The organism is Streptomyces virginiae, from assembly GCF_040638905.1.
Classification (GTDB): domain Bacteria; phylum Actinomycetota; class Actinomycetes; order Streptomycetales; family Streptomycetaceae; genus Streptomyces; species Streptomyces virginiae_B.
Genome location: NZ_JBEZYV010000017.1, coordinates 49448 through 69915, shown reverse-complemented (window position 1 = coordinate 69915; position 20468 = coordinate 49448). Strand labels below are relative to the sequence as shown.

Genomic DNA, 20468 nt, shown 5'->3' with positions numbered 1-20468 from the left:
CCTTTCGGTGGGGCCGGTCCCGCTCAGGGAGCGGTCCAGGAGCCCGGCGGCCGCCAGCCGTGCGCGGGACGCCAGCGGGCCCGGGGAGGCGGCGCGGCACCCTCGCCGGCGTCGTCCGGCTGCCCGGCGACGGCGAGCAGGGCGAGGAGGACGGCCGCCAGTTCCGTGCTGTCGGGGGCGCCGCGCACGATCTTCAGGGGCGGGGGAGTGGCGGGCACGGTCAGAACGGCGGGTTGCCGTGCTTGCGTTCGGGCAGCGCCACGTGCTTGGCCCGCAGCATCTCCAGCGCGTCCGCCAGCACCTGCCGGGTCCCCGCCGGGTCGATGACGTCGTCCACCAGGCCGCGCTCGGCGGCGTAGTAGGGGTGCATGAGTTCCTGGCGGTACTGCTTGACGCGCTGCGCCCGCGCCGCCCCGGGGTCGTCCGAGGCGGCGATCTCCCGGCGGAAGACCACGTTCGCCGCGCCCTCGGCGCCCATGACGGCGATCTCGTTGGTTGGCCACGCGAAGGACAGGTCCGCGCCGATCGAGCGGGAGTCCATCACGATGTAGGCGCCGCCGTACGCCTTGCGCAGGATCACCTGCACCCGGGGCACGGTGGCCGCGCAGTACGCGTACAGCAGTTTCGCGCCGTGCCGGATGACACCGTCGTGCTCCTGGCCGCTGCCCGGCAGGAAGCCCGGCACGTCCACCAGCGTCACCAGCGGGATGCTGAAGGCGTCACAGGTCTGCACGAACCGGGCCGCCTTCTCGGAGGCGTTGATGTCGAGCACCCCTGCGAGCGAGGCGGGCTGGTTCGCGACGATCCCGACGACGTGGCCGTCCAGCCGGGCCAGACCACAGATGATGTTGGTCGCCCAGTGGGCGTGGACCTCGAACAGGTCGCCGTCGTCGACGATCTCCTCGATCACGGCGCGCATGTCGTACGAGCGGGCCGGGTCGGCGGGGACGAGTTCGGACAGTGCCGCGGCGCGCCGCCCGGCCGGGTCGGAGGGGACGACCGCGGGTGGCAGCTCGCGGTTGTTGGACGGCAGGAGCGACAGCAGGTGCCGCACCTCTTCGAGGCACTCCTCCTCGGTGTCGTACAGGAAGGCGCCGGCGCCGGAGACCGAGGAGTGGACCTGCGCGCCGCCCAGGTCGTCGTGGCTGATCCGCTCGCCGGTCACCGCCTGCACCACGTCGGGGCCGGTGATGTACATCTGCGCGATGCCGCGCACCATGAAGACGTAGTCCGTCAGCGCGGGCGAGTACGCCGCCCCGCCCGCGCACGGCCCGAGCATCACGCTGATCTGCGGGATCACCCCGGACGCCGCCACGTTGCGGCGGAAGATGCCGCCGTAGCCGGCGAGCGCGGTGACCCCCTCCTGGATCCGGGCGCCCGCGCCGTCGCTGAGCGACACCAGCGGGGCGCCGGCCGCCAGCGCGAGGTCCATCACCTTGTGGATCTTCTGCGCGTGCGCCTCGCCGAGCGAACCGCCGAAGATGCGGAAGTCGTGCGCGTACACGAACACCCTGCGGCCGTCGACCTTGCCCCAGCCGGTCACCACGCCGTCCGTGTGCGGCCTGCGGTCCTCCAGGCCGAAGCCCGTGGCCCGGTGCCGGCGCAACTGCTCGATCTCCCGGAAGGTACCCGGATCGAAGAGCAGGTCCAGCCGCTCGCGTACGGTCAGCTTGCCGCGGGCGTGCTGCGCCTCGGAGGCGCCCGGCGACGGCCCCAGCTCGACGGACTCCTTGATCGCTCTCAGTTCGGCCACTCGGACACCGACATCGGCAACTGTCATGCTCCACCCGTTTCCTCGGCCGTCGGGGGGCGCCCGCGGCGGCCCTGGACAGTGCCTGCCATTGAAGGCACCGACGGCGCGCGCCGAGAACAGCGACCGCCCCCTGACCGGGATAGGGGTCAGGGGTCACCCGCCGGCCGTTCCGGGCGGGCGCAAGCGCCCCTTAAGCAGACGCCCGCATGATCCGGGGAATCGAGGTCCGCCACTCCACGGGCCCGCAGACCCGAGGGGACGCCGCGGATGTCAGAGCCACGCTTCGCCACCTTCACCGACCTCCTCCGGGCCAGGGCGGCCGAACTCGCCGACGAGGACGTGCACGTCTTCCTCCGCGAGACGGCGGGCGGGGTGGAGGCCGAGCACCTCACCTACGGGGCACTGGACCGCGAGGCGAGACGGATCGCCGCCCGCCTCCAGGAGTACGAGGCGGCCGGCCGGCCCGTGCTGCTGGCCTACTCCTCCACCGTCGAGTTCCTCAAGGCCTTCGCGGGCTGCCTCTACGCCGGAGCCGTCGCCGTACCCGTACCGATGCCCGGCGAGGCCGGCCGGGACAAGCGCCTCAACCGCACCACCGCGGTCCTGGCGGACACCGGCGCGAGCCTCGTGCTGACCGAGACGGCCGCCGCCCCCGAGGTCGCGCTGTGGCTCGCCCGCAACTCCCGGCCCGGCGCGGCGTGCCTGGTCACCGACGTGCCCGAGGCCGGCGACGCCGAAGCCTGGCAGCCGGTCACCGCCCGCCCTGACGACCTGGTGTTCCTCCAGTACACATCCGGCTCCGTCAGCGAACCGCGCGGCGTGAGCGTCTCGCACCGCAACCTCCTCGCCAACCAGGCCGCCCTGCAGAAGGTGCTGCGCACCACCCGCGAGGACCGCTTCGGCAGCTGGCTGCCCTACTTCCACGACATGGGACTGGTGGCCCACCTGCTGCACCCGGTCTGGCTCGGCAGCCACTGCGTGCAGGTCACCCCGCTGTCCTTCGTCAAACGCCCGCTGCGCTGGCTCCAGGCCGTCGACCGCTACGGCGTCACCGTGGGCGGCGGTCCCAACTTCAGCTACGACCTGTGCGTACGCCGCGTCAAGGACGAGCAGATCGCCGAACTGGACCTGTCCCGCTGGCGCCTGGCCCTCAACGGCGCCGAACCCGTACGCCCGGAGAGCCTCGACGAGTTCGCCCGCCGCTTCGCCCCCGCCGGGTTCCGCCCCGAGGCCCTCTACCCCTGCTACGGCCTGGCCGAGGCCACCCTGGTGGTCTCCGGCGGCGTCCCCGGCACCCCCCACGTCCGCAAGGACTTCGACCGGACCGCCCTGCAACGCGACCGGGTGCTCCACGCGGCGGCGGACGGCCGCGCACAGACCCTGGTCGGCTGCGGCACCCCTGTCGACGTGGAGGTCCGCGTCGTCGACCCGCTGACCCACCACGAACTCCCGGCCGGCGCCGTCGGCGAGATCTGGCTGCGCGGCCACAGTGTGGCCCGCGGCTACTGGCGCCGCCCCACCGAGACCGCCCACACCTTCCGTGCCAGCCTCAACGACGAGGAGAGCAACTTCCTGCGCACGGGCGACCTGGGCATGCTGGAGGACGGCGAGCTGTTCGTCACCGGCCGGCTCAAGGAAGTCGTCATCGTCAACGGCCGCAACGTCTACCCGCAGGACGTCGAGTGGGCCGCCCGCACGGTCAGCCCCGCGCTGACCTTCGGCGCGGGCGCCGCGTTCTCCGTGGACGCCGGGGGCGAGCAGCTCGTCCTCGTCCAGGAGGTCCGCGGCGCGGGCGGCGCCGAGCTGCGGACGGTCGCCCAGCGGATCCAGGCCCTGATCGGCAAGGAGTTCGAGATCCCCGCCGGCAACGTGCTGCTCGTGCGCCCCGGCACCGTACGCCGCACCAGCAGCGGCAAGGTCCAGCGCACCCTGATGCGCGGGCTGTTCCTCGACGGCGTACTGCGCGGCGACTACGAGGTCCTGACCCCGGACGTACGGGCGCTGGCGCGGCCGCAGGACGTGCTCTTCGGCGAAGACCTGCTGCGGCCGGAGGGAGCCGACGGAGGAAGACGGTGGTGACGTCGCTCCTCGGCGAGCGGGCGGCCGGGCAGCGGCGCGAGCACGCCGTCCGGGCCCGGGTGGCCGAGCTGGAGGCACGGTTCGGCGATCCCACCGACCCGGCCAACCCGGTCGGCTACACCGCCCTGCTGGAGGCCGACCGGGCCGCTGTGCCCTTCGCCGCCGGCGAGGCGCTGCTCGACGACTTCAACATCGCCGACGAATACGTGCCGCACGCCCTTGGCGGGCGGCTGGACGGCATGGACACCCTGGTCAGGATCATGCGCCCGGTCTTCCGCCGGGACGTGGGACTGGCCATGGGCCACGGCATGACCACCTTCATGGCGGCATCCGACGTCTGGACCGCCGGCAGCTCCCGGCAGCGCCGCTGGCTCGCCGGGCTGCTGAGGGGCGGCGGCAAGGCGGCCATCGCCCAGCACGAGACCGCCCACAGCAACGACTTCGTCCGCAGCCAGGTCACCGCCCGCCGCAGCGGCGACGGCTACCTGATCAGCGGCGGCAAGCCGATGGTCAACAACCTGGAGCGGGCCGGGGCGCTGGTCCTGTTCTGCCGGACCGATCCCGCCCCGGGCAGCGGCAGCCACTCGGTGCTGCTGCTGGAGCCGGGGCAGCTGACCGGCGCACGGGCGGCGGTGACCGCCTGCCGGACCCCCGTCGGGCTGCGCGGCTGCCGGTTCGCCGGGGTGGAGTTCGACGACTGCCCGGTGCCCGGCTCGGCCCTGCTGGGTCCGGAGGGCAGCGGGATCACGACCGCCCTGCGGTCGTTCCAGATCAGCCGGACCGTGATCGCCGCGACGGCTGTCGCGGCCCTCGACACCAGCCTGCGCACCGCCGTCCGCTTCGACCGGGAGCGCTCCGGCGGATGGCAGGCCGGCGGCCAGGACGGCGGCCGCACCGGCGCGGCGCTCACCAACGCCTTCGTCAACCTGCTGCTGTACGACGCCCTCGCCGTCGTCGCCACCCGGGCCCTGCACCTGCTGCCCGCCGAGACCAGCGTGTACTCGGCGGCCCTCAAGTACCTGCTGCCCCGCGTGCTGACCGAGACCATGTACGACCTGTCCATCGTGCTGGGCTCGGGCTTCTACACCCGCGAGGGCACCCTGGGCATCTTCCAGAAACACGTCAGGGACGTGCCGGTGCTCAGCCTCGGCCACGCCGGGACGGTCGCCTGCCAGGCCACGGTCATCCCGCAGATGCCGCGCCTGGCCCGGTCCTCCTGGTTCGTCGAGGACGAGGCGCCCGCCGGCCTGTTCCGGCTGCACGGCGACCTGCCGCCGCTGCGGACCGAACGGCTCAGCCTCGCCTGCGGACGCGACTCCCTCAGCGCGACCATGCTCGCCGTCGCCGCGGGCATCGACGGCGCCGGCCCCGTCGAGCGGGCCCTGCGCACGCTCGCCGACGGACTCGTCGGGGAGCTGCGCGACGTACGCCGCCGGGTGCTCGCGCTGGAGGCGGCGGGTGCGGCGACCACCGCCCGGCCCGCGAGGTTCGCCCTCATGGACCGCTACGCGCTGCTCCTCGCCGCCGCCGCCGTGCTCGGCCTGTGGGACCAGGCCCGCTACGGCCCCGACCCGTTCCTCGCCGACCCGTCCTGGGCGGCCGCCGCACTGCACCGCATAGCCCGCCGGCTGGGCACGCGCGTCGCCGACCTGCCGGCGGAGTGCGAGACCCGGATCCGGCACGAGGTCCAGCTCCGCTTCAGCACGCAGACCAGCTACGACCTCTACTCCACTCCCATCCCCGGCTGACCGGCACCCGGCCGGCCCGCGGATGCGCCGTACGCACTGAAGGAGCCCCACGATGACCGTTCACACCGGCCGGCCCGCCGCCGACGGCGTCCTGCCGCACGAGTGGCTGTACGCCCGGCTCTCGGTGTACCTGCGGCGCGCACCCGAGACCATCGACCCCACCGTGCCCTTCGCCGAGTACGGCATGGACTCGGTGGCCGCCCTGAGCCTGTGCGGCGACCTGGAGGACGAGTTCGGCCTGGAGGTGGAACCGACGCTGCTCTGGGACCACCCCACCGTCGAGAGCCTCGTCGCCCACCTCGCCTCGGTGATCCCGGCCGCCCCGGCCCACGCGCGGGACCGGCACTGATGGGGGACGTCGCCATCGTCGGGATCGACTGCGCGTTCCCCGGGGCGGCGGGCGTGCAGGCGTACTGGGACCTGCTCATGCGCGGCGGCGACGGTATCGCCCCGGTGCCCGCGCAGCGCTGGGAGGCCCGGGACTTCCCCGCCGTCGCCGGCAGCGGCGGCTTCATCGACGACGCCGATGTCTTCGACAGCGACTTCTTCTCGGTCGCGCCCCGCGAGGCCGCCGCCATGGACCCGCACCACCGGCTCCTGCTGCCCTGCGCCTGGCGGGCCCTGGAGGACTCGGGCCGGGCCCCCGGCGACCTCGCGGGCACCGAGACGGGGGTGTTCGTCGGGGTGATGGGCGGTGAGTGGGGCCGCCTCACGATGAGCGACCTCGCCCGCGTCACCCCGCTGCTCGGCTCCGGCAGCAGCGCCGGCATGGCGGCCAACCGGATCTCCTACCACTTCAACTTCACCGGACCGAGCCTCGCCGTGGACACGGCCTGCTCGTCCTCGCTCGTCGCCGTCCACCTCGCGGCGGGCTCACTGCTGGCCGAGGAGTGCGACACCGCTCTGGCCGGCGGGGTCAACATCGTGCTCTCGCCCTCACTGGGGATGGTCTACGGACAGCTCGGCCTGGCCGCCGCCGACGGGCGCTGCAAGCCCTTCAGCGCGGACGCCGACGGGATCGGCCGCAGCGACGGCGTCGGCCTGGTGGTGCTGCGCCGGCTGGCGGACGCCCTCGCCGACGGCCAGCGGATCTACGCCGTGCTGCGCGGCAGCGCCGTCAACCAGGACGGCCGCAGCAACGGGGTGATCGCCCCCAACCGTTGGTCGCAGCAGCGCGTCCTTAGCTCCGCCTACCGGCGCGCGGGGGTCGCCCCGGACCGGGTCGCGTTCGTGGAAGCGCACGGCACCGGGACCGTACTCGGCGACGCCATCGAGTGCGCGGCGCTCGGCGCGGTCCACGCAGTGCCCCGCGACACCCCGTGCGCCATCGGCTCCGTCAAGGGCAACCTCGGCCACACCGAAGGCGCGGCGGGCATCGCCGGCCTCATCAAGACCGCGCTGGCCCTGCACCACCGCATCGTCCCCGCCAGCCTCTTCGCCGACCGGGAGAACCCGCAGCTGCGGCTCGGCGAGCGGGGCCTGCGGCTGTTGAAGTCCCCGATGCGGCTGCCCCGCGGGGAGACCCTCGCCGGAGTCAGCAGCTTCGGCATGGGCGGGACGAACGCCCACGCGGTCCTCGGCTCGGCACCGCGCACCGCGCGTGGCGCGGGCCCCGACGGCGCCCGTACGCGCGCCGCGCGCGACGCCGCCGGCGTCTTCACCGTCAGCGCCGACACTCCCGAGGCCCTGCGCCGCAACCTCGCCGCACAGGCCGACGCGGTCGCCGGACGGCCGCGCGGCGCGGCGGCGGCACTGTGCCGGAGCAGCAACCTCGTCAAGACCGGCCTGCCGCACCGCTTCGCGGCCGCCGTGCGCGACACCGGCGAACTCGTCGACGCCCTGCGCCGGGCGGCGGCGCCGACGGACACGGCCGCCGAGCAGGGACGCCCGTGGGGCAGGCCCGTCGTTGCCTTCCTCTTCACCGGCCAGGGCAGCGAGTACCCCGGCATGACGGCGGGCCTGCACCGCGAGTCACCCCTCTACCGCCGCCACCTTGCCGAGGCCGACGAGGCGCTCGCCCCGCACCTCGGCGCGTCGGTGCGCGACCTCGTCCTCGGCGGCGACGAGCGGGTGCACCGGCCGCGGTTCGCCCAGCCCGCCCTGTTCGCCGTCGGGTACGCCCTGGCCCGCACGCTCACCTCGCTCGGTGTCACCCCGGCCGCCGTCCTCGGACACAGCCTCGGCGAGTTCGCCGCCGCCGTCACCGCAGGCGCCCTCGGCCTGGAGGAGGCCGCCCGGCTCGTCACCCGCCGCGGCGCGCTGACGGCCGAACTGCCCGCCGGAGGCGGCATGATCGCGGCGGGCGCCGGCCCCGGGGAACTCGCCGGTCTGCTGGCGGCCGAGCCGGGCACGGCCGTGGCGGCGCTCAACGGCCCCGCGGACACCGTGGTCTCCGGGCCCCTGGACGCCCTGGAACGGATCACGGAGCAGCTCACCGGCCGCGGCGTACGGGTCGTACGGCTGCCGGTCACCCACGCCTTCCACTCGCCCCTGATGGCCCCGGCCGCCGCGGGCCTGCGCGCCGAGACGGTGCGGTGCGCTCCGCCCGCCGTACCGCTCGCGTCGACCCGGCACGGCCGGGTGCTGCGCCACGACCTCATGGACGCCGGCTACTGGGCCGCCCAGATCGAGGAGCCGGTCCTGATGGACACCGCGCTGGCAGCGCTCGTCGCCGACGTCGCCCCCACCCATCTGGTCGAGATCGGCCCGCGCGGCGTGCTCCTGCAGATCGCCGCCCGGGGCGGGCGCGCGCCCGGCGCGGAATACCTGCACCCGGTCCCGGGACCCGCGGCCACCGGCCTGGAGCTCGCCGAGACCGTCGCGGCCCTGTACCGCGGCGGACTCGACCCGCTGTGGGAGGAGCTGTACGAGCCCGGGCACCGCGGCGTCGAGCCCCTGGCCCCGTACGTCTTCTCGTCGGCGCGGCGCTCCTGGGACCGGGAGTCCTTCGTACAGCCGGCCCGGCCGGTCACCGTGACCGTCCCCGACGCCCCGCACCCCGCCCGCGGCGCGGCGGACGGCCGTGACGCCGAAGACCCGGTGCTGCACGCGGTGGTGCAGGCCGTCGCCGAGGTCGGCGGCCACCCGTCGGAGCGCGTCGTGCGCGAGGCCCGCTTCTACGAGGACCTCGGCTTCGACTCGGTGATGGTCATGCAGCTCAAGAACCAGGTGGAGGCCCGGCTGCCCCGGGTCGGAGAGGTGTCCGTGCAGCAGATGCTGCCCGCGCTGCGTTCCGTCGGCGCCCTGGCCGATTTCCTCTCGGACGTGCTCATGGCGAGGTCCTCGTGACCCGGGCACCCGACGCCGGCGACCGGCCCACGGTGTACCTCGCCTCGACCGGCACGGCGCTGCCCGGCGACCCGGTGGACAACACCGCGCTCGGCAGGCTGCTCGGCGTCAGCGAGGAGTGGATCGACATCTTCGTCGGCACGCGGACCCGGCACTTCGGCTGGGACCCCGTCACGGGCGAGGTCCGGGGCTCACTCGCCGACCTGTGCGCCGAGGCCGGGGCCCGGGCCATGGACGCCGCCGGACTCGGTCCCGCCGACGTCGAGTTCGTGGTCCTGGCGACCGCGACCCCCGACACGCTGCTGCCGACCACCGCGAACGAGGTGGCCGACCGGCTCGGCCTCGACCACCTGCCGGTCTACCAGATCCAGGCCGGCTGCTCCGGCGCCGTCCAGGCCCTCGACCTCGGCCGCACCCTGGTCCTCGGGGGCCGGCGGGCCGGACTGGTCCTCGGCGGGGACGTCACCCACCGGTTCCTGTCGCCGCGCCGGGACACCGCCCGGATGCCCACCGAGGAACTGGTCAACCACGTGCTGTTCGGGGACGGGGCCGGCGCCGCCGTCCTCACGGACGAGCCCGAGGGCGAGCGCATCGCCCTGCGCTCGGTGCTCAACTCCTGGGCAGGGCGCGGCCGTCCGCCCGGCCAGCTCCTCGACTGGTACGGCACCACCGACCGGGACTCGCAGCGGAGGATGCTGGCGGAGGACTACAAGGCGATCGAGGAGCACGTGCCCGCGATCTCGGTGGAGATCCTCTGGGAGCTGCTCGGCGGGCTCGGGTGGAGCCTGGACGACATCGCCTTCCTGCTGCCGCCGCAGCTGTCCGAGCGGATGACCGCCCGCATCGTCGAGCGGCTGCCGGCCGGACCCGCCCGGGAGATCTCCTGCGTCTCCGAGACCGGCAACACCGGCAACGCGCTGCCCTTCCTGCAAGTCGAACGGCTTCTGCCGGAGTTCGCCACCGGGGACCGGGCGCTGGCCCTGTGCGTGGAGTCCAGCAGGTGGATCAGAGCCGGGTTCGCCCTGGAGAAGGTGTGAGGGCCCGATGACGAGGGGACCGGACCGCTTGCGCGAGCTGCGCGGGCGAGGGCTGCTGGAGAAGGCCTACGACCAGGTGCCGGCACTGCTCGCCGAGGAGGACGGGCCCGGCGCCGCGGCGGCGGGCCGGCTGCTCGCCGGCCTCGACCACGCCGCCGTACTGGAGCACCACCCGCACACCCCCGTGGTGACGGTGGCGGTCACCGGCCAGTCCACCGCCGGACACGTCGTCGAACCCCTCAGGGGCGAACTGGCCCGCCACGGGATGCTGCTGCGCCCGGTGCTCGGCGAGCACGGGACGTACCTGCGCGACCTCACCGATCCGGCCGGCGAACTGCGGACGGCCGCACCGGACCTCACCCTGTGCCTGCTGGACGCCGAGACCCTCTTCTCCCAGGTCCCCGCGGTGTGGGGACCCGAGGACGTCGAACGTGCCGGGGAGGAGGCGCTGGGCCGGTGCGCCGCCCTCGCGGCCGAGGTCCCCGGGACCCTGGTCCTCAACACCGTCCCGCTGCCCCGCTCCTGCAGCCACCAGCTCGTAGACCACCGCTCCCGGGCCCGACTGGGAGCCGTCTGGCGGGAGTTCAACGCCCGACTGCTGCGGCTGACCGAGTCCGCCACCCGGCTCGTGGTGATCGACCTGGAACCGCTGATCGGCGAGGGCGGGCCGGTCACCGACCCCCGGCTGGCCCGCCACGCCAAGGTCCACCTCGGTGCCGGACTCCTGGCCGCCTACGCCCGCGAGATCGGACACCTGGCCCGCGCCCTGCGCGGCAGGGTCCGCAAATGCCTCGTGCTCGACCTCGACGGCACCCTGTGGGACGGGGTGCTCGGCGAGGACGGGCCCGACGGCATCGCCGCGGCCGGCACCCTGCGCGGGGAGGCGTTCGGCGCCTTCCAGAAGTGCCTCAAACAGCTCGCCTCCCAGGGCGTGCTCCTCGCCGTGAGCAGCAAGAACGACGAGGGCCCCGTCCTGGAGGCGCTCGCCGCCCACCCCGACCTCGTCCTGCGCGAGCCGGACTTCGCCGCGGTCAGAGCCAACTGGGAGCCCAAGGACGGCAACCTCGCCGACATCGCCCGGGCCCTGGACCTCGCCCCCGACGCCCTCGTCTTCGCCGACGACTCCCCGGCCGAGCGCGCCCAGGTACGGCTCGGCGCGCCCGAGGTCGCCGTCGTGGCACTCGACGGGGAACCCGCGCTGCACGTGACCCGGCTCCTCGCCGACGGCTGGTTCGACACCCTGCGGCTGACCGCCGAGGACCGCGCCAGGACCGGCGAGTACCGCGGGCGGCGCGAGCGCGGGGCGCTGCGGGCGGGTTCCGGCTCGTACGAGGAGTTCCTGCGGGCCCTGCAGGTGAGCGTCGGGCTCGGCCCGCCCCGCCGTCACGAATTCGCCCGCGTGTCCCAATTGACCCTGCGAACCAACCAGTTCAACCTGAGCGGCGCAGGCCTCCCGGAGGACGAACTGGCCCTGCTGGCGGCCGCTCCGGGGCGGCTCCTGCTCGTGGTGCGCAGCGCGGACCGGTTCGGTGACAACGGCCTGGTCGGCGCGGTGCTCGGGACCATCGCCGAGGGGGTGCTCCGGCTGGACGGCATGTGGCTCAGCTGCCGGGTGCTCGGCCGCGGCGTGGAGCGGACCTGCCTCGCCGTGCTGCTGGCCCGGGCGCGGGAGCTCGGGCTGACCGCGGTGAGCGCACGGTACGTTCCCACCGCCCGCAACCACAGCGCCCGGGACTTCTACCCGTCCTGCGGGTTCACCCCGGCGGAACCCGCCGGAACCGACGGCTCCGCCGACGGTCCGGTGGTGTTCCACCATGACCTGGTACGGCTGCCGGAGGTCCCCGCGCACGTGCGCGTCACCGAAACCCCGGGGGGAGGGCGGGCCGATGGGCCTCGATAGCCTCGAGGTGTTCCTGCGGACGGTCCGTGACGACCTCGGCCTGGACATCGGGTTCCCCGAAGGCGCGGACACGGCCCTGGCAGACCTGCCGGGCTGGGACTCGCTGAACCTGCTCCGACTGGTGGCGCTGCTGGAGGAGTCCGGCCACCGGGTACCGGTACACCGCCTGCTGGAGGCACGCAGTCTCCGGGAGGTCCACACCCTCGTGAAGGAGTACGGATGACTGCCCCGGGCAGCCCCTCGCTCGGCCCGCCGCTCGGTGAGCCCGTCGCCGTGGTACCGGGAGGTGACTCGTGGGACCGGGTGCGGGACGACCTGGCCACGCACGGGACCGCCCTGGTGTACGCGTGGCTGAGGGACCTGGAGCCGGTCGTGCCCTCCGGCGACGGGCTGCGCGAGCTGCTCGGCCGCGACTGGACGCGCTACCTGGACCTGACGCACGCCGACGTACGGGGCCGCTACATCGCCTCCCGGATGCTCCTCAAACACGCGGCGAGCGCGGTGCTCGGCAGCGATCCCGCCGACCTGGAGCTGGCCTACGGGCCGACCGGCCGCCCGTACCTGCGCGGCTGCGACCAGATCGACATCAGCCTCAGCCACACCGACGACCTGCTGCTGGTGGGCCTGACGACCTGCGGGCTGATCGGGGTGGATGCCGAGCGCGCCGACCGCGAGATGCACGGCAGCGGACTCGGCCGGCACATCTGCACCCCGTACGAGTCGGTGCTGCTGTCGGGGATGCCGGAAACGCAGCGCAACGACGCCCTCGTGCGGCTGTGGACGCTCAAGGAGGCCTACAGCAAGGCGATCGGGCAGGGCATGCAGTTCCGCTTCACCGAGTTCGGCTTCGGCCCCGACGGCCGGGCCGTGCGGGTCCAGCGGCCCGACGGCACCGCGGGGACCGGGGACGAGTGGATCTTCCGTACGTTTCCGGTCGCCGACGGCTACGTGGTCAGTGCCGCGGTCTACGACGCGGGCTTCGGCCGGCTCCAGGACGCCCACGTCACGACGATGCTCGACCAGGACTGCGTGGACGCCATCACCGAGGCGCTCGACGAGGACCTGGACAGCCCTTAGGTCGTGTCGTCGAAGTCCCGCCTGGCCGGCGGGGCCTGGACGACACTCCCTAGGAGGGCACCGAGCCCCCGGCGAGCATCTCCTGACGGGCGGCGTTGTAGCCGGCCTGGAAGCGGCTGGTGGCCTCCAGCTCCTCGGTGATCTCGGCGATGTGGCGGCGGCAGGTGCGCACGGACATGCCGAGCCGCCGGGCCACCATCTCGTCCTTGTAGCCCTTGGTCATCAACCGGATGATCGACCACTTCAGCTCGTCGGAGGAGGCGGGGGAGCGCTGCGAATCCACCACGTAGGGGCTGGCCCCGTCCCACAGGTACTCGAAGACCGAGCACAGGAACGCCACCAGGGTGGGCTCGCGCACGATCGCCGCGCCGGGCGTGCGGTCGCCGGCGGAGCGCTCCGGCAGGAAGGCCACCTCCCGGTCGTAGATGATCAGCCGGTCGATGACTTCGTCGGCGGTGCGGATCTCCGCGCCCTGTTCGCTCACCTCGCGCACGTAGCTGCGGGTCGGCAGGTCGTTGCGGGCGGTGTGCTGGTAGATGGTCCGGATCCGGACCCCGCGCGAGAGGGTCGTCAGCGCGGACTCCCGGGCCTGTGCCAGCGCGTAGGCGGGCCGCGCGCCGCCGGGCTGGACGGTGAGCATCTCGCTCTGGCAGCTCTGGGTGAGATGGTTGAGCATCGACTGGATCCGGGAGACGTCGGTGATGACGTCGAAGGCCTCCAGCCGGTTGCGGACCCGGCGGCCCTCGAAGTACAGGGGAGTCAGGGACAGCAGCTTGGCCCGGACGTCCGTGACCGCCTGCTGGAGGTCGCGTATGTGCCGCTCGGCGGGTGCGACGAGGGACGCGGCGGCGACGTCGGGCGTGACGGGGGTCAGTTCGGCGGGGTTTCCCGGCATCGCCTGTAAGAGGCGGACCCCGCTCAGCACCTGTTCCACCCGGGAGATCTCCTCGGGTGTCAGCGACAGCTGTTCGGCGATCCGTTCGCGCTCGAAGCGGCCGTACTCGACGGCCAGGCCGTATGCCGCGGCACTGACGTCGTCCAGCTCGGCGAACCCCGAATCCGAGCCCTCCCCTGCAAACATGTCAGCCCCCGCTGATTGATGTATTTGCTGCCACGTAACTTTACGCCAACGTACCGCCCTTGGCGGGATTGATCGAGAGCCAGCACTCTGTTCCCATCAACCGGGCCGCTGAGCCGGAAGTGGCGAGCGGTTCGGATGAGCAGATCTCGATCTTCGACTGGGGGAAGTCGTGAGAACAGTTTCCGTTAAGGTCTTCTCGATATGCTTGACTGCGGTGGCGGGTGTGGTAATGGCGGTGGGAGTTCAGCACATGTCCGGACCGGTCGTGTCCGGCGCGTCCGCCGAGTCGTCCGTCACCGTCCGGCTGACCGACGTCGACACCGGTGCCGGTACCGGTACCGACGTCGGCGCCAAGCCCGAGGACGACCAGTGGACGTGACCTGACGTCACGTCCGGCGGTTCACGAAGCGCTCCCCGCACGGCAGATGCGGGGAGCGCTTCCGCGTACCGGAGCGCCGACGGCGGCGAGCCGGGCAGCCGGCACCGCTATCGCGCTCAGCAGTACGCCCCGCTCCGCGGACCAGCGACCGTCGAAGGCGGTCGGCCCGGCCGGCGAGAGGGCCTCGGGGTCCGGCAGCAGCCGGGCGTGGAAGGTGCCCCGCCCCGGGTCCACGCTCACCAGGGCGTCGGTGAAGTCGAGTTCCTGGCCGGTGAGCGGGAACCAGGTCTTGTAGACGGCCTCCTTGATGCTGAAGAGCAGCCGGTCCCACGCCACACCGGGCGCGGTCCGTTCCAGCCCGGCGACGAGATCGAACTCGCGGGGCAGTGCGATCGAGTCGAGGACGCCTTCCGGCATGGGGGCGTTGGGTTCCGCGTCCACCCCGACCGAGGCGAACTCGGCGGAGCGGGCGAGTGCCACGCCCCGGAAGCCGGCGCAGTGGGTCATGGATCCGACGACCGAGGGCGCCCACTGCGGGGCGCCGCGCCGGCCCGGCACCACGGGAGCCGGGGGCAGCCCCAGCTCTCCCATGGCGCGGCGGGCGCACCACCTGACGGTGCCGAACTCCAGCCGCCGCTTGGGTACGGCGTTGCGGATGAGGCGTTCCTCCTCGGGGTAGAGGAAGACGTCGGCGGGGTCGGTGGTGGCTTCGGCAGTCGCGACGTTCGCGGGCAGGAGCTTTGTGAGCACGGTGTTCCCTCGGGTCGCTGTTCCGGTCGGACAGCTCCCACGTTCACGCCGCCGCGCCACCCCGGCCAGCGTCGAAGGCGCAGGTCAACCGCACACACCCGGGTGCGGCCCGGTTCTCTCCCAGACCGCTGCCATCCAACGGCCGGCCGGCCCCGAGCCTGCCGGTCCTCCGGCAGCCGGCGGCCCCGGCATTGCCATCCCCCTGCCATGTGCCCGAACAGGGGTGCGTCGGCGTCAATTGAGGGGTGGTCAAGGGGTGTTGGAGCGGGCGCCGACCGGGCACACTCGCGTAATGCCGCACGGAAACCTCATGGGTATCAGCGACCTCCATGTCGGATTCCCGGAGAACCGCCGGATCGTCGAGGACCTCTATCCCGACAGTCCCGCCGACTGGCTCATCGTGGCCGGCGACGTGAGCGAGTCACTCGACGATCTCCGGTGGGTGCTCGACCTCCTCACCCGGCGCTACGCCACCGTGGTGTGGGCGCCCGGAAACCATGAACTGTGGACCGTCCGGGACGACCCCGACCCCCTGCGCGGGGAGGCCCGCTACCGGCGGCTGGTCGAGATCTGCCGGTCCTTCGGCGTGCACACTCCGGAGGACCCCTACCCCGTCTGGGCGGGGCCGGGCGGCCCGCTCGTCGTGGCCCCGCTCTTCCTGCTGTACGACTACACCTTCCGCACGCCCACCGCCGCCACCAGGGAACAGGCCCTGGAACAGGCCTACGAGGCCGGGGTGGTGTGCTCCGACGAGTTCATGCTGCACCCCGATCCCCACCCCTCCCGGCAGGACTGGTGCCGGGCCCGCGTCGCCGCCACCGAACAGCGGCTGGCCGCGTGCGGCCCCGACCTGCGCACGGTCCTCGTCAACCACTTCCCGCTGGTCCGCGCCCCGACGGACGTACTGCGCCACCCCGAGTTCGCGCAGTGGTGCGGCACCGAGCTCACCGCCGACTGGCACGTCCGCTTCCGCGCCGCCGCCGTCGTCTACGGGCACCTGCACATCCCGCGGACCACCTGGTACGACGGCGTGCGCTTCGAGGAGGTCTCCGTCGGCTATCCCCGCGAGTGGCAGCGGCCCGGCCACCCGCGGAATATCCCCCGCCGGATCTTCCCCGTCGCCCGTCGCGGGGATTGATGCCAGGCAACTTCCGGACACCACCGGGTGCCGGATCCGGCCCCTAGACTGAGCGGGAATTCTCGCTCGCTCCACGCTCGAACACCCCCGTTCGGTATTCGTGTTCACATTTCGAATTCGTCGAATACATCGAATGCTTTGAACGCCTCTCATACGCGGAACGGGGATCCTGGGGGATTTTCATGCTGCCGTTCCGCCGTGCCGAGGAAATGTCCGTGTCAGCAGCGCTGCTCGACGGCTGCACCGAGGGAAATGCCGGACTACTGCTCGTCGAGGGGGCGGTCGGCTGCGGAAAGAGCGAATTCCTCGAAACGACCGCCGCGCACGCCGAGGACCGCGGGGCCCTCGTCCTGCGGGCCGGCGGCGACGCCGGCGGACGCGGCCGCCGGCTGGGAGTCCTGCGCCGGCTGGCCGCCGACGCACCGCCCGGGGCCCTGCCCCTGCCCTCGTCACCGGACGACGCCGAGGACCCCTTGGCCCTGCGGGACTTCGCGGTCGCCGTCCGCGAACTGAGCGCCGCCGCACCCGTGGTGATCTGCGTGGACGACCTGCACCACGTGGACGAGCCCTCGGGCCGCCACCTGCTCCACCTCGCGCGCGAGATCCGCCGCGCCCCCGTCCTGCTGGTCCTGACGGTCTCCCCGCACGAATACGGCAGTGACCCGCTGCTGCGCACCGAACTGCTCCGCCTGCCCCACTTCGTCCGCCTGCGGCTCGGGCGGCTCACCCCCGACGCCGTCCACGCCCTGCTGCCCGGCCGCACCGAGGCGGAGGCGGCCCGGCTCCACGAGGTCAGCGGCGGCAATCCGCTGCTGCTGCGGGCCCTCCTGCAGGACCCGTCGGAACGGCCCGGCGACACCTACGCCCAGGCCGTCCTCACCTGCCTGCACCGCTGCGGACCCGCCACCCCCCGACTCGGCGCGGCGCTCGCCGTACTGGACGGCCCGGCCACGCCCGCACACCTCGCCCGGCTGAGCGGCACCGACGAGAGCACCGCCCTACGCGCCCTCGCGGCCCTGGAGGACGCCGGACTGCTCGCCCCCGACGGCCCGCACGGACGGCGCGGACACCACGGACTGCGCCACCCGGCCGCCCGGGCCGCCGTACTGGACCGGCTCGACCCCGCCGACCGGTCCGCCCTGCACACGGAGGCCGCCCTGCTGGCGCGCGCGTCGGGCGCGCCCGACACCGAGGTCGCCGGACAGCTCCTCGCCGCACACGACACCCGCCCGGAGTGGGCCCTGCCCGTCCTGCGCTCCGCCGCGGACCAGCACGTGGCGGAGGGCGACCCCGACCGTGCCGTGGCACTCCTGCGGCTCGCCCACGAGGCCTGCCCGGACGCCACGTCCCGCGCCGAGGTGGACATCAGGCTCGGTGTCGTCCTGGGCCGCACCGACCCGGCGGCCGCGGAGCACCGCCTCGCGGCCCCGCTTGCCGCCGCCGGCGCCGGACAGCTCGGTCCGCAGGCCCTCGCCCCCCTGGCCAGGGCGCTGGCCGCGCAGGGCCGCATCGACGAGTCCGCCGACGTGCTGGAGCGGCTGACGGCCGGCGGCACCCGAGCCGGCGGCGCCCGCCACGGCGGCATCCCCGGCGGCGACCCGCTGGACGGCCTGTCGGCGTTCCCCCGGTGGGCCGCCGGCCGGCGGAGCGCCCCGGCGGGGTCCGGCACCTGCCCCGCCGTCAGCTCCGCCGGGACCACCGTCCACCCGGCGGCCCTGTGGGCGCTCCCCGTGGAGGCGGAGGAAGACGCCGCCGCCCGGTCGGCCGAGCTGTTCCTGCGCGGCGCCACCCTCGCCGAGGGCACCGTCGAACCGGTGGCGCAGGCCCTGCGCACCCTGCTGTACCTGGACGGCGCGGCCCGGGCCCTGCCCTGGTGCGAGGAGTTCACCCACCAGGCGGCCCGGCGCGGGGCCACCGGCTGGCAGGCCGTGTTCGCCGGGCTCACCGCCGAGGCCCGGCTGCGCCTGGGCGACCTGACGGGCGCGGCGGAAACCGCCGGGGAGGCCTTGCGGGCGGCGCCGGCCCGGGGCGCCAGCGTGCTGCTCAGCGCGCTGGCGGGCACCCGGGCGCGGGCCCTGACCGCGACGGGCCGGCTGGAGGAGGCAGCGGCAGCCCTGGGCGGGCCCGCCCCCGCCGTGCACACCGGCGGCGTGCACGCCCTGGCGCACCTGCGCGCCAGGGGCCACCACGCCCTGGCGACGAGCCGCTTCCACGCGGCCCTGGGCGACTTCCTGGACATCGGCCGGCACGCGAAGCGCTGGGGCCTGGACCGGCCCCGGGTCCTCCCCTGGCGCACGGACGCCGCCGAGGCCCTGCTCCGGCTCGGCGAGGCCCACCAGGCGGAGCGCTTCCTCGCGGACCAGCTCACCACCCGCGACGCCGCCGACCCGTGGGTGCGCGGCATCTCCCTGCGGCTGCGGGCGTCCCTGCGCGAGCCCAGGGAACGCCAGGCGATGCTGGCCAAGGCCGTCGACGAACTCCAGCGCTCGGGGGACGCCTACGAACTGGCCCGCGCCATGTCGGACTTCGGGCAGGCGCTGCGCGAGGCGGGCGATCCGGCACGGGCCGCCATGGTCAACCGCAAGGCATGGCACCTCGCGAAGACCTGCGGGGCCGACGCCCTGCGCGAGCGGATCCTCCCCGGCCACACCGAGGACGACACCGGCGGGGGAGGCCGGGCCGACGCCCCGGACCCCGGACTGGTGGCGGCCCTCAGCGAGTCGGAGCGGCGGGTGGCGCTGCTCGCGGTGCACGGCCACACCAACCGGGAGATCGCCAGGAAGCTCTACATCACGGTCAGTACGGTGGAACAGCACCTCACCCGCGTCTACCGCAAACTGAACATCCCCGGTCGGCAGGCCCTGCCGGTCGACCTCGACCCGGCGGCCGCCGGGCAACCCGTCTGAGGCGGGCGGCGGGCGGCGCGTGGGCGGCTCCATGGCAAGGCCGTGGCAAGGCCGTGGCAAGCCCGGCCCGGTGGGCCCTCCCGTGGCAGGCTCCTGGCACGGATCGGACCCGCCGCACCCCCCCCGTTACCGTCTCCGAACGCCGAACAGGTGGCTTCCGCGCGCCGCGTCCGGGAAAGTCGGTCATGAGCCGTAGCCCGCAGGGAGGGCACCATGACCACAACACACGACCAGCCGTGGCGCACCGCGTCGCCCGGAGAGGTCCGCGACGCCATGCTCGACCGGGTCGAAGAGGAGCTCGCGCGGCTCCTCGCGCAGGAGCACCGCCGCCGGCGCACCTCCGACCCGCGCAGCGCCGTCCTGGTGATGGGCGTGGCCGAGCTCGTCCAGGCCGGCGGCGAACGGGCCCGCCCCGCCATCTGCCTCACCGGCTACCTCGCCGCCGGCGGCGACCCCGACGACGGCGCAGCCCCGGCGGCCGCCGCCGCCCTCGAACTCCTTGACACCTGCTGGGTGATCCGCGCCGACGTCCGGGACAACGCCCCGCTGCGCCGCGGCATCCCGACCCTGCACATCAGCCACGCCGCCGAACACGAGCGCAACGGCTGGCGCGGCGAGCCGCGCCGGTTCGGCGAGGGCACCGCCGTGCTCGCGGGCGACCTCGCGCTCGCCTACGGCGACCGGCTCGCCGCCGCACTGCCCCAGGAGGCCCGCCTGTTGTGGGACGACCTGCGCGTCGAGCGGGCGATCGGCGCACACATGGAGGCCGCCGCGGCCACCGAGTACCTCGACGACGCCTGGCCCGGCCAGTGCCTCGACGGCTGCGCCACCGGATGCGGCGCCGGCTGGTACGGGCTGCGCCACGCACTGCTGATCGGCGCCGCGCTCGCGGGCCGCGACGACCTCCGCGAGGCCTACGAGGAATACGCCCGCGTCCTGCACGCCGCATGGCGGATCCGCGGATTCCTCGGCGGCGGCCCGGGCTTCGACGGCGACGCCCAGTTCCTGCGCGACGTGTTCTTCGACGACCGGGCGCGGGACCGGGCCGAGGAGACCATCGCCGCGCTCGTGGTCCGCGCCGACAAGGCCGTGGCCGGAGCCGGGATCACCCCCGCGTGGCGCGGGGAACTCGGGGCCCTCGCCCGGGAGATCGCCGGCTGACGCTGTCCTGTCGTCCGGGACGCCCGCCGGGCCGCCGCCACCCCGCCCGACTCCCGCCCGAGCCCCGCCCCGGCCCCCGCCGAGTCCCGTCCCGGCCTCGCGCCCGGGGCCTGTCCCGGCTTCCGCCGAGTCCCGTCCCGGCCTCGCGCCCGGGGCCTGTCCCGGCTTCCG

General features: G+C 74.3%; 16 protein-coding genes. 12 read left to right on the top strand and 4 right to left on the bottom strand.

Translation table 11 applies throughout. The annotated features are described in order from the left end of the window. Window positions 1-23 precede the first annotated feature (23 nt). Both AB0F82_RS22970 and AB0F82_RS22965 read right to left on the bottom strand, forming a co-directional pair. A complete protein-coding gene (locus AB0F82_RS22970) occupies window positions 24-218 on the bottom strand; it encodes an acyl-CoA carboxylase epsilon subunit (RefSeq protein WP_362630800.1) in 195 nt (64 codons plus the stop codon). 2 nt (window positions 219-220) lie between these two features. After that, the gene (locus tag AB0F82_RS22965; protein ID WP_362630797.1) at window positions 221-1780 is read right to left on the bottom strand and encodes an acyl-CoA carboxylase subunit beta; all 1560 of its coding nucleotides are present in this window, start codon (window positions 1778-1780) and stop codon (window positions 221-223) included. Window positions 1781-2020: 240 nt separating this feature from the next. Here AB0F82_RS22965 and AB0F82_RS22960 point away from each other — a divergent pair, with 240 nt between their 5' ends. From AB0F82_RS22960 to AB0F82_RS22925, 8 genes are read left to right on the top strand one after another with little or no spacing between them, the layout of a single operon-like run. Then, window positions 2021-3832, top strand: a complete 1812-nt coding sequence (locus AB0F82_RS22960; protein WP_362630794.1) for a fatty acyl-AMP ligase — start codon at window positions 2021-2023, stop codon at window positions 3830-3832. Beyond that, window positions 3829-5580 carry an acyl-CoA dehydrogenase gene (locus AB0F82_RS22955; protein WP_362630791.1) on the top strand — a complete coding sequence of 584 codons (1752 nt, stop codon included), beginning with the start codon at window positions 3829-3831 and terminating at the stop codon, window positions 5578-5580. Before AB0F82_RS22960 ends, AB0F82_RS22955 begins: the two co-directional genes overlap by 4 nt. 52 nt (window positions 5581-5632) lie before the next feature. Beyond that, window positions 5633-5929 carry an acyl carrier protein gene (locus AB0F82_RS22950; RefSeq protein ID WP_362630788.1) on the top strand — a complete coding sequence of 99 codons (297 nt, stop codon included), beginning with the start codon at window positions 5633-5635 and terminating at the stop codon, window positions 5927-5929. Further along, a complete protein-coding gene (locus AB0F82_RS22945; protein WP_362630785.1) occupies window positions 5929-8868 on the top strand; it encodes a type I polyketide synthase in 2940 nt (979 codons plus the stop codon). The genes AB0F82_RS22950 and AB0F82_RS22945 overlap by 1 nt, the downstream gene beginning before the upstream one ends. Next, window positions 8865-9905, top strand: a complete 1041-nt coding sequence (locus tag AB0F82_RS22940) for a 3-oxoacyl-ACP synthase III family protein (protein WP_356812591.1) — start codon at window positions 8865-8867, stop codon at window positions 9903-9905. The genes AB0F82_RS22945 and AB0F82_RS22940 overlap by 4 nt, the downstream gene beginning before the upstream one ends. A 7-nt stretch (window positions 9906-9912) precedes the next feature. After that, on the top strand, window positions 9913-11805 hold the full coding sequence (locus AB0F82_RS22935) for an HAD-IIIC family phosphatase (protein ID WP_362630782.1): 1893 nt from the start codon (window positions 9913-9915) through the stop codon (window positions 11803-11805). Next, complete coding sequence (locus AB0F82_RS22930) at window positions 11792-12028, top strand: phosphopantetheine-binding protein (RefSeq protein ID WP_362630779.1); 237 nt, start codon at window positions 11792-11794, stop codon at window positions 12026-12028. The genes AB0F82_RS22935 and AB0F82_RS22930 overlap by 14 nt, the downstream gene beginning before the upstream one ends. Continuing rightward, window positions 12025-12882 carry a 4'-phosphopantetheinyl transferase family protein gene (locus AB0F82_RS22925; RefSeq protein WP_362630776.1) on the top strand — a complete coding sequence of 286 codons (858 nt, stop codon included), beginning with the start codon at window positions 12025-12027 and terminating at the stop codon, window positions 12880-12882. The genes AB0F82_RS22930 and AB0F82_RS22925 overlap by 4 nt, the downstream gene beginning before the upstream one ends. Before the next feature lie 49 nt (window positions 12883-12931). Here the strand turns inward: AB0F82_RS22925 and AB0F82_RS22920 are convergent, their stop codons facing one another. Further along, window positions 12932-13963 (bottom strand): LuxR C-terminal-related transcriptional regulator, encoded by a 1032-nt coding sequence (locus AB0F82_RS22920; protein WP_362630774.1) that lies wholly within the window; start codon window positions 13961-13963, stop codon window positions 12932-12934. 250 nt (window positions 13964-14213) lie between these two features. Here AB0F82_RS22920 and AB0F82_RS22915 point away from each other — a divergent pair, with 250 nt between their 5' ends. Continuing rightward, complete coding sequence (locus tag AB0F82_RS22915; RefSeq protein WP_362630771.1) at window positions 14214-14342, top strand: hypothetical protein; 129 nt, start codon at window positions 14214-14216, stop codon at window positions 14340-14342. 21 nt (window positions 14343-14363) lie between these two features. Here the strand turns inward: AB0F82_RS22915 and AB0F82_RS22910 are convergent, their stop codons facing one another. Further along, window positions 14364-15092, bottom strand: a complete 729-nt coding sequence (locus AB0F82_RS22910; RefSeq protein WP_362630768.1) for a 4'-phosphopantetheinyl transferase family protein — start codon at window positions 15090-15092, stop codon at window positions 14364-14366. Window positions 15093-15384: 292 nt separating this feature from the next. Here AB0F82_RS22910 and AB0F82_RS22905 point away from each other — a divergent pair, with 292 nt between their 5' ends. From AB0F82_RS22905 to AB0F82_RS22895, 3 genes are all read left to right on the top strand, one after another. After that, complete coding sequence (locus AB0F82_RS22905; protein WP_356812598.1) at window positions 15385-16230, top strand: metallophosphoesterase family protein; 846 nt, start codon at window positions 15385-15387, stop codon at window positions 16228-16230. Between the two features lie 182 nt (window positions 16231-16412). Next, window positions 16413-19136, top strand: coding sequence for a helix-turn-helix transcriptional regulator (locus tag AB0F82_RS22900; protein WP_362630763.1), 2724 nt, complete (start codon window positions 16413-16415; stop codon window positions 19134-19136). Window positions 19137-19349: 213 nt separating this feature from the next. After that, a complete protein-coding gene (locus AB0F82_RS22895) occupies window positions 19350-20297 on the top strand; it encodes a polyprenyl synthetase family protein (protein ID WP_362630760.1) in 948 nt (315 codons plus the stop codon). Window positions 20298-20468: the final 171 nt, after the last annotated feature.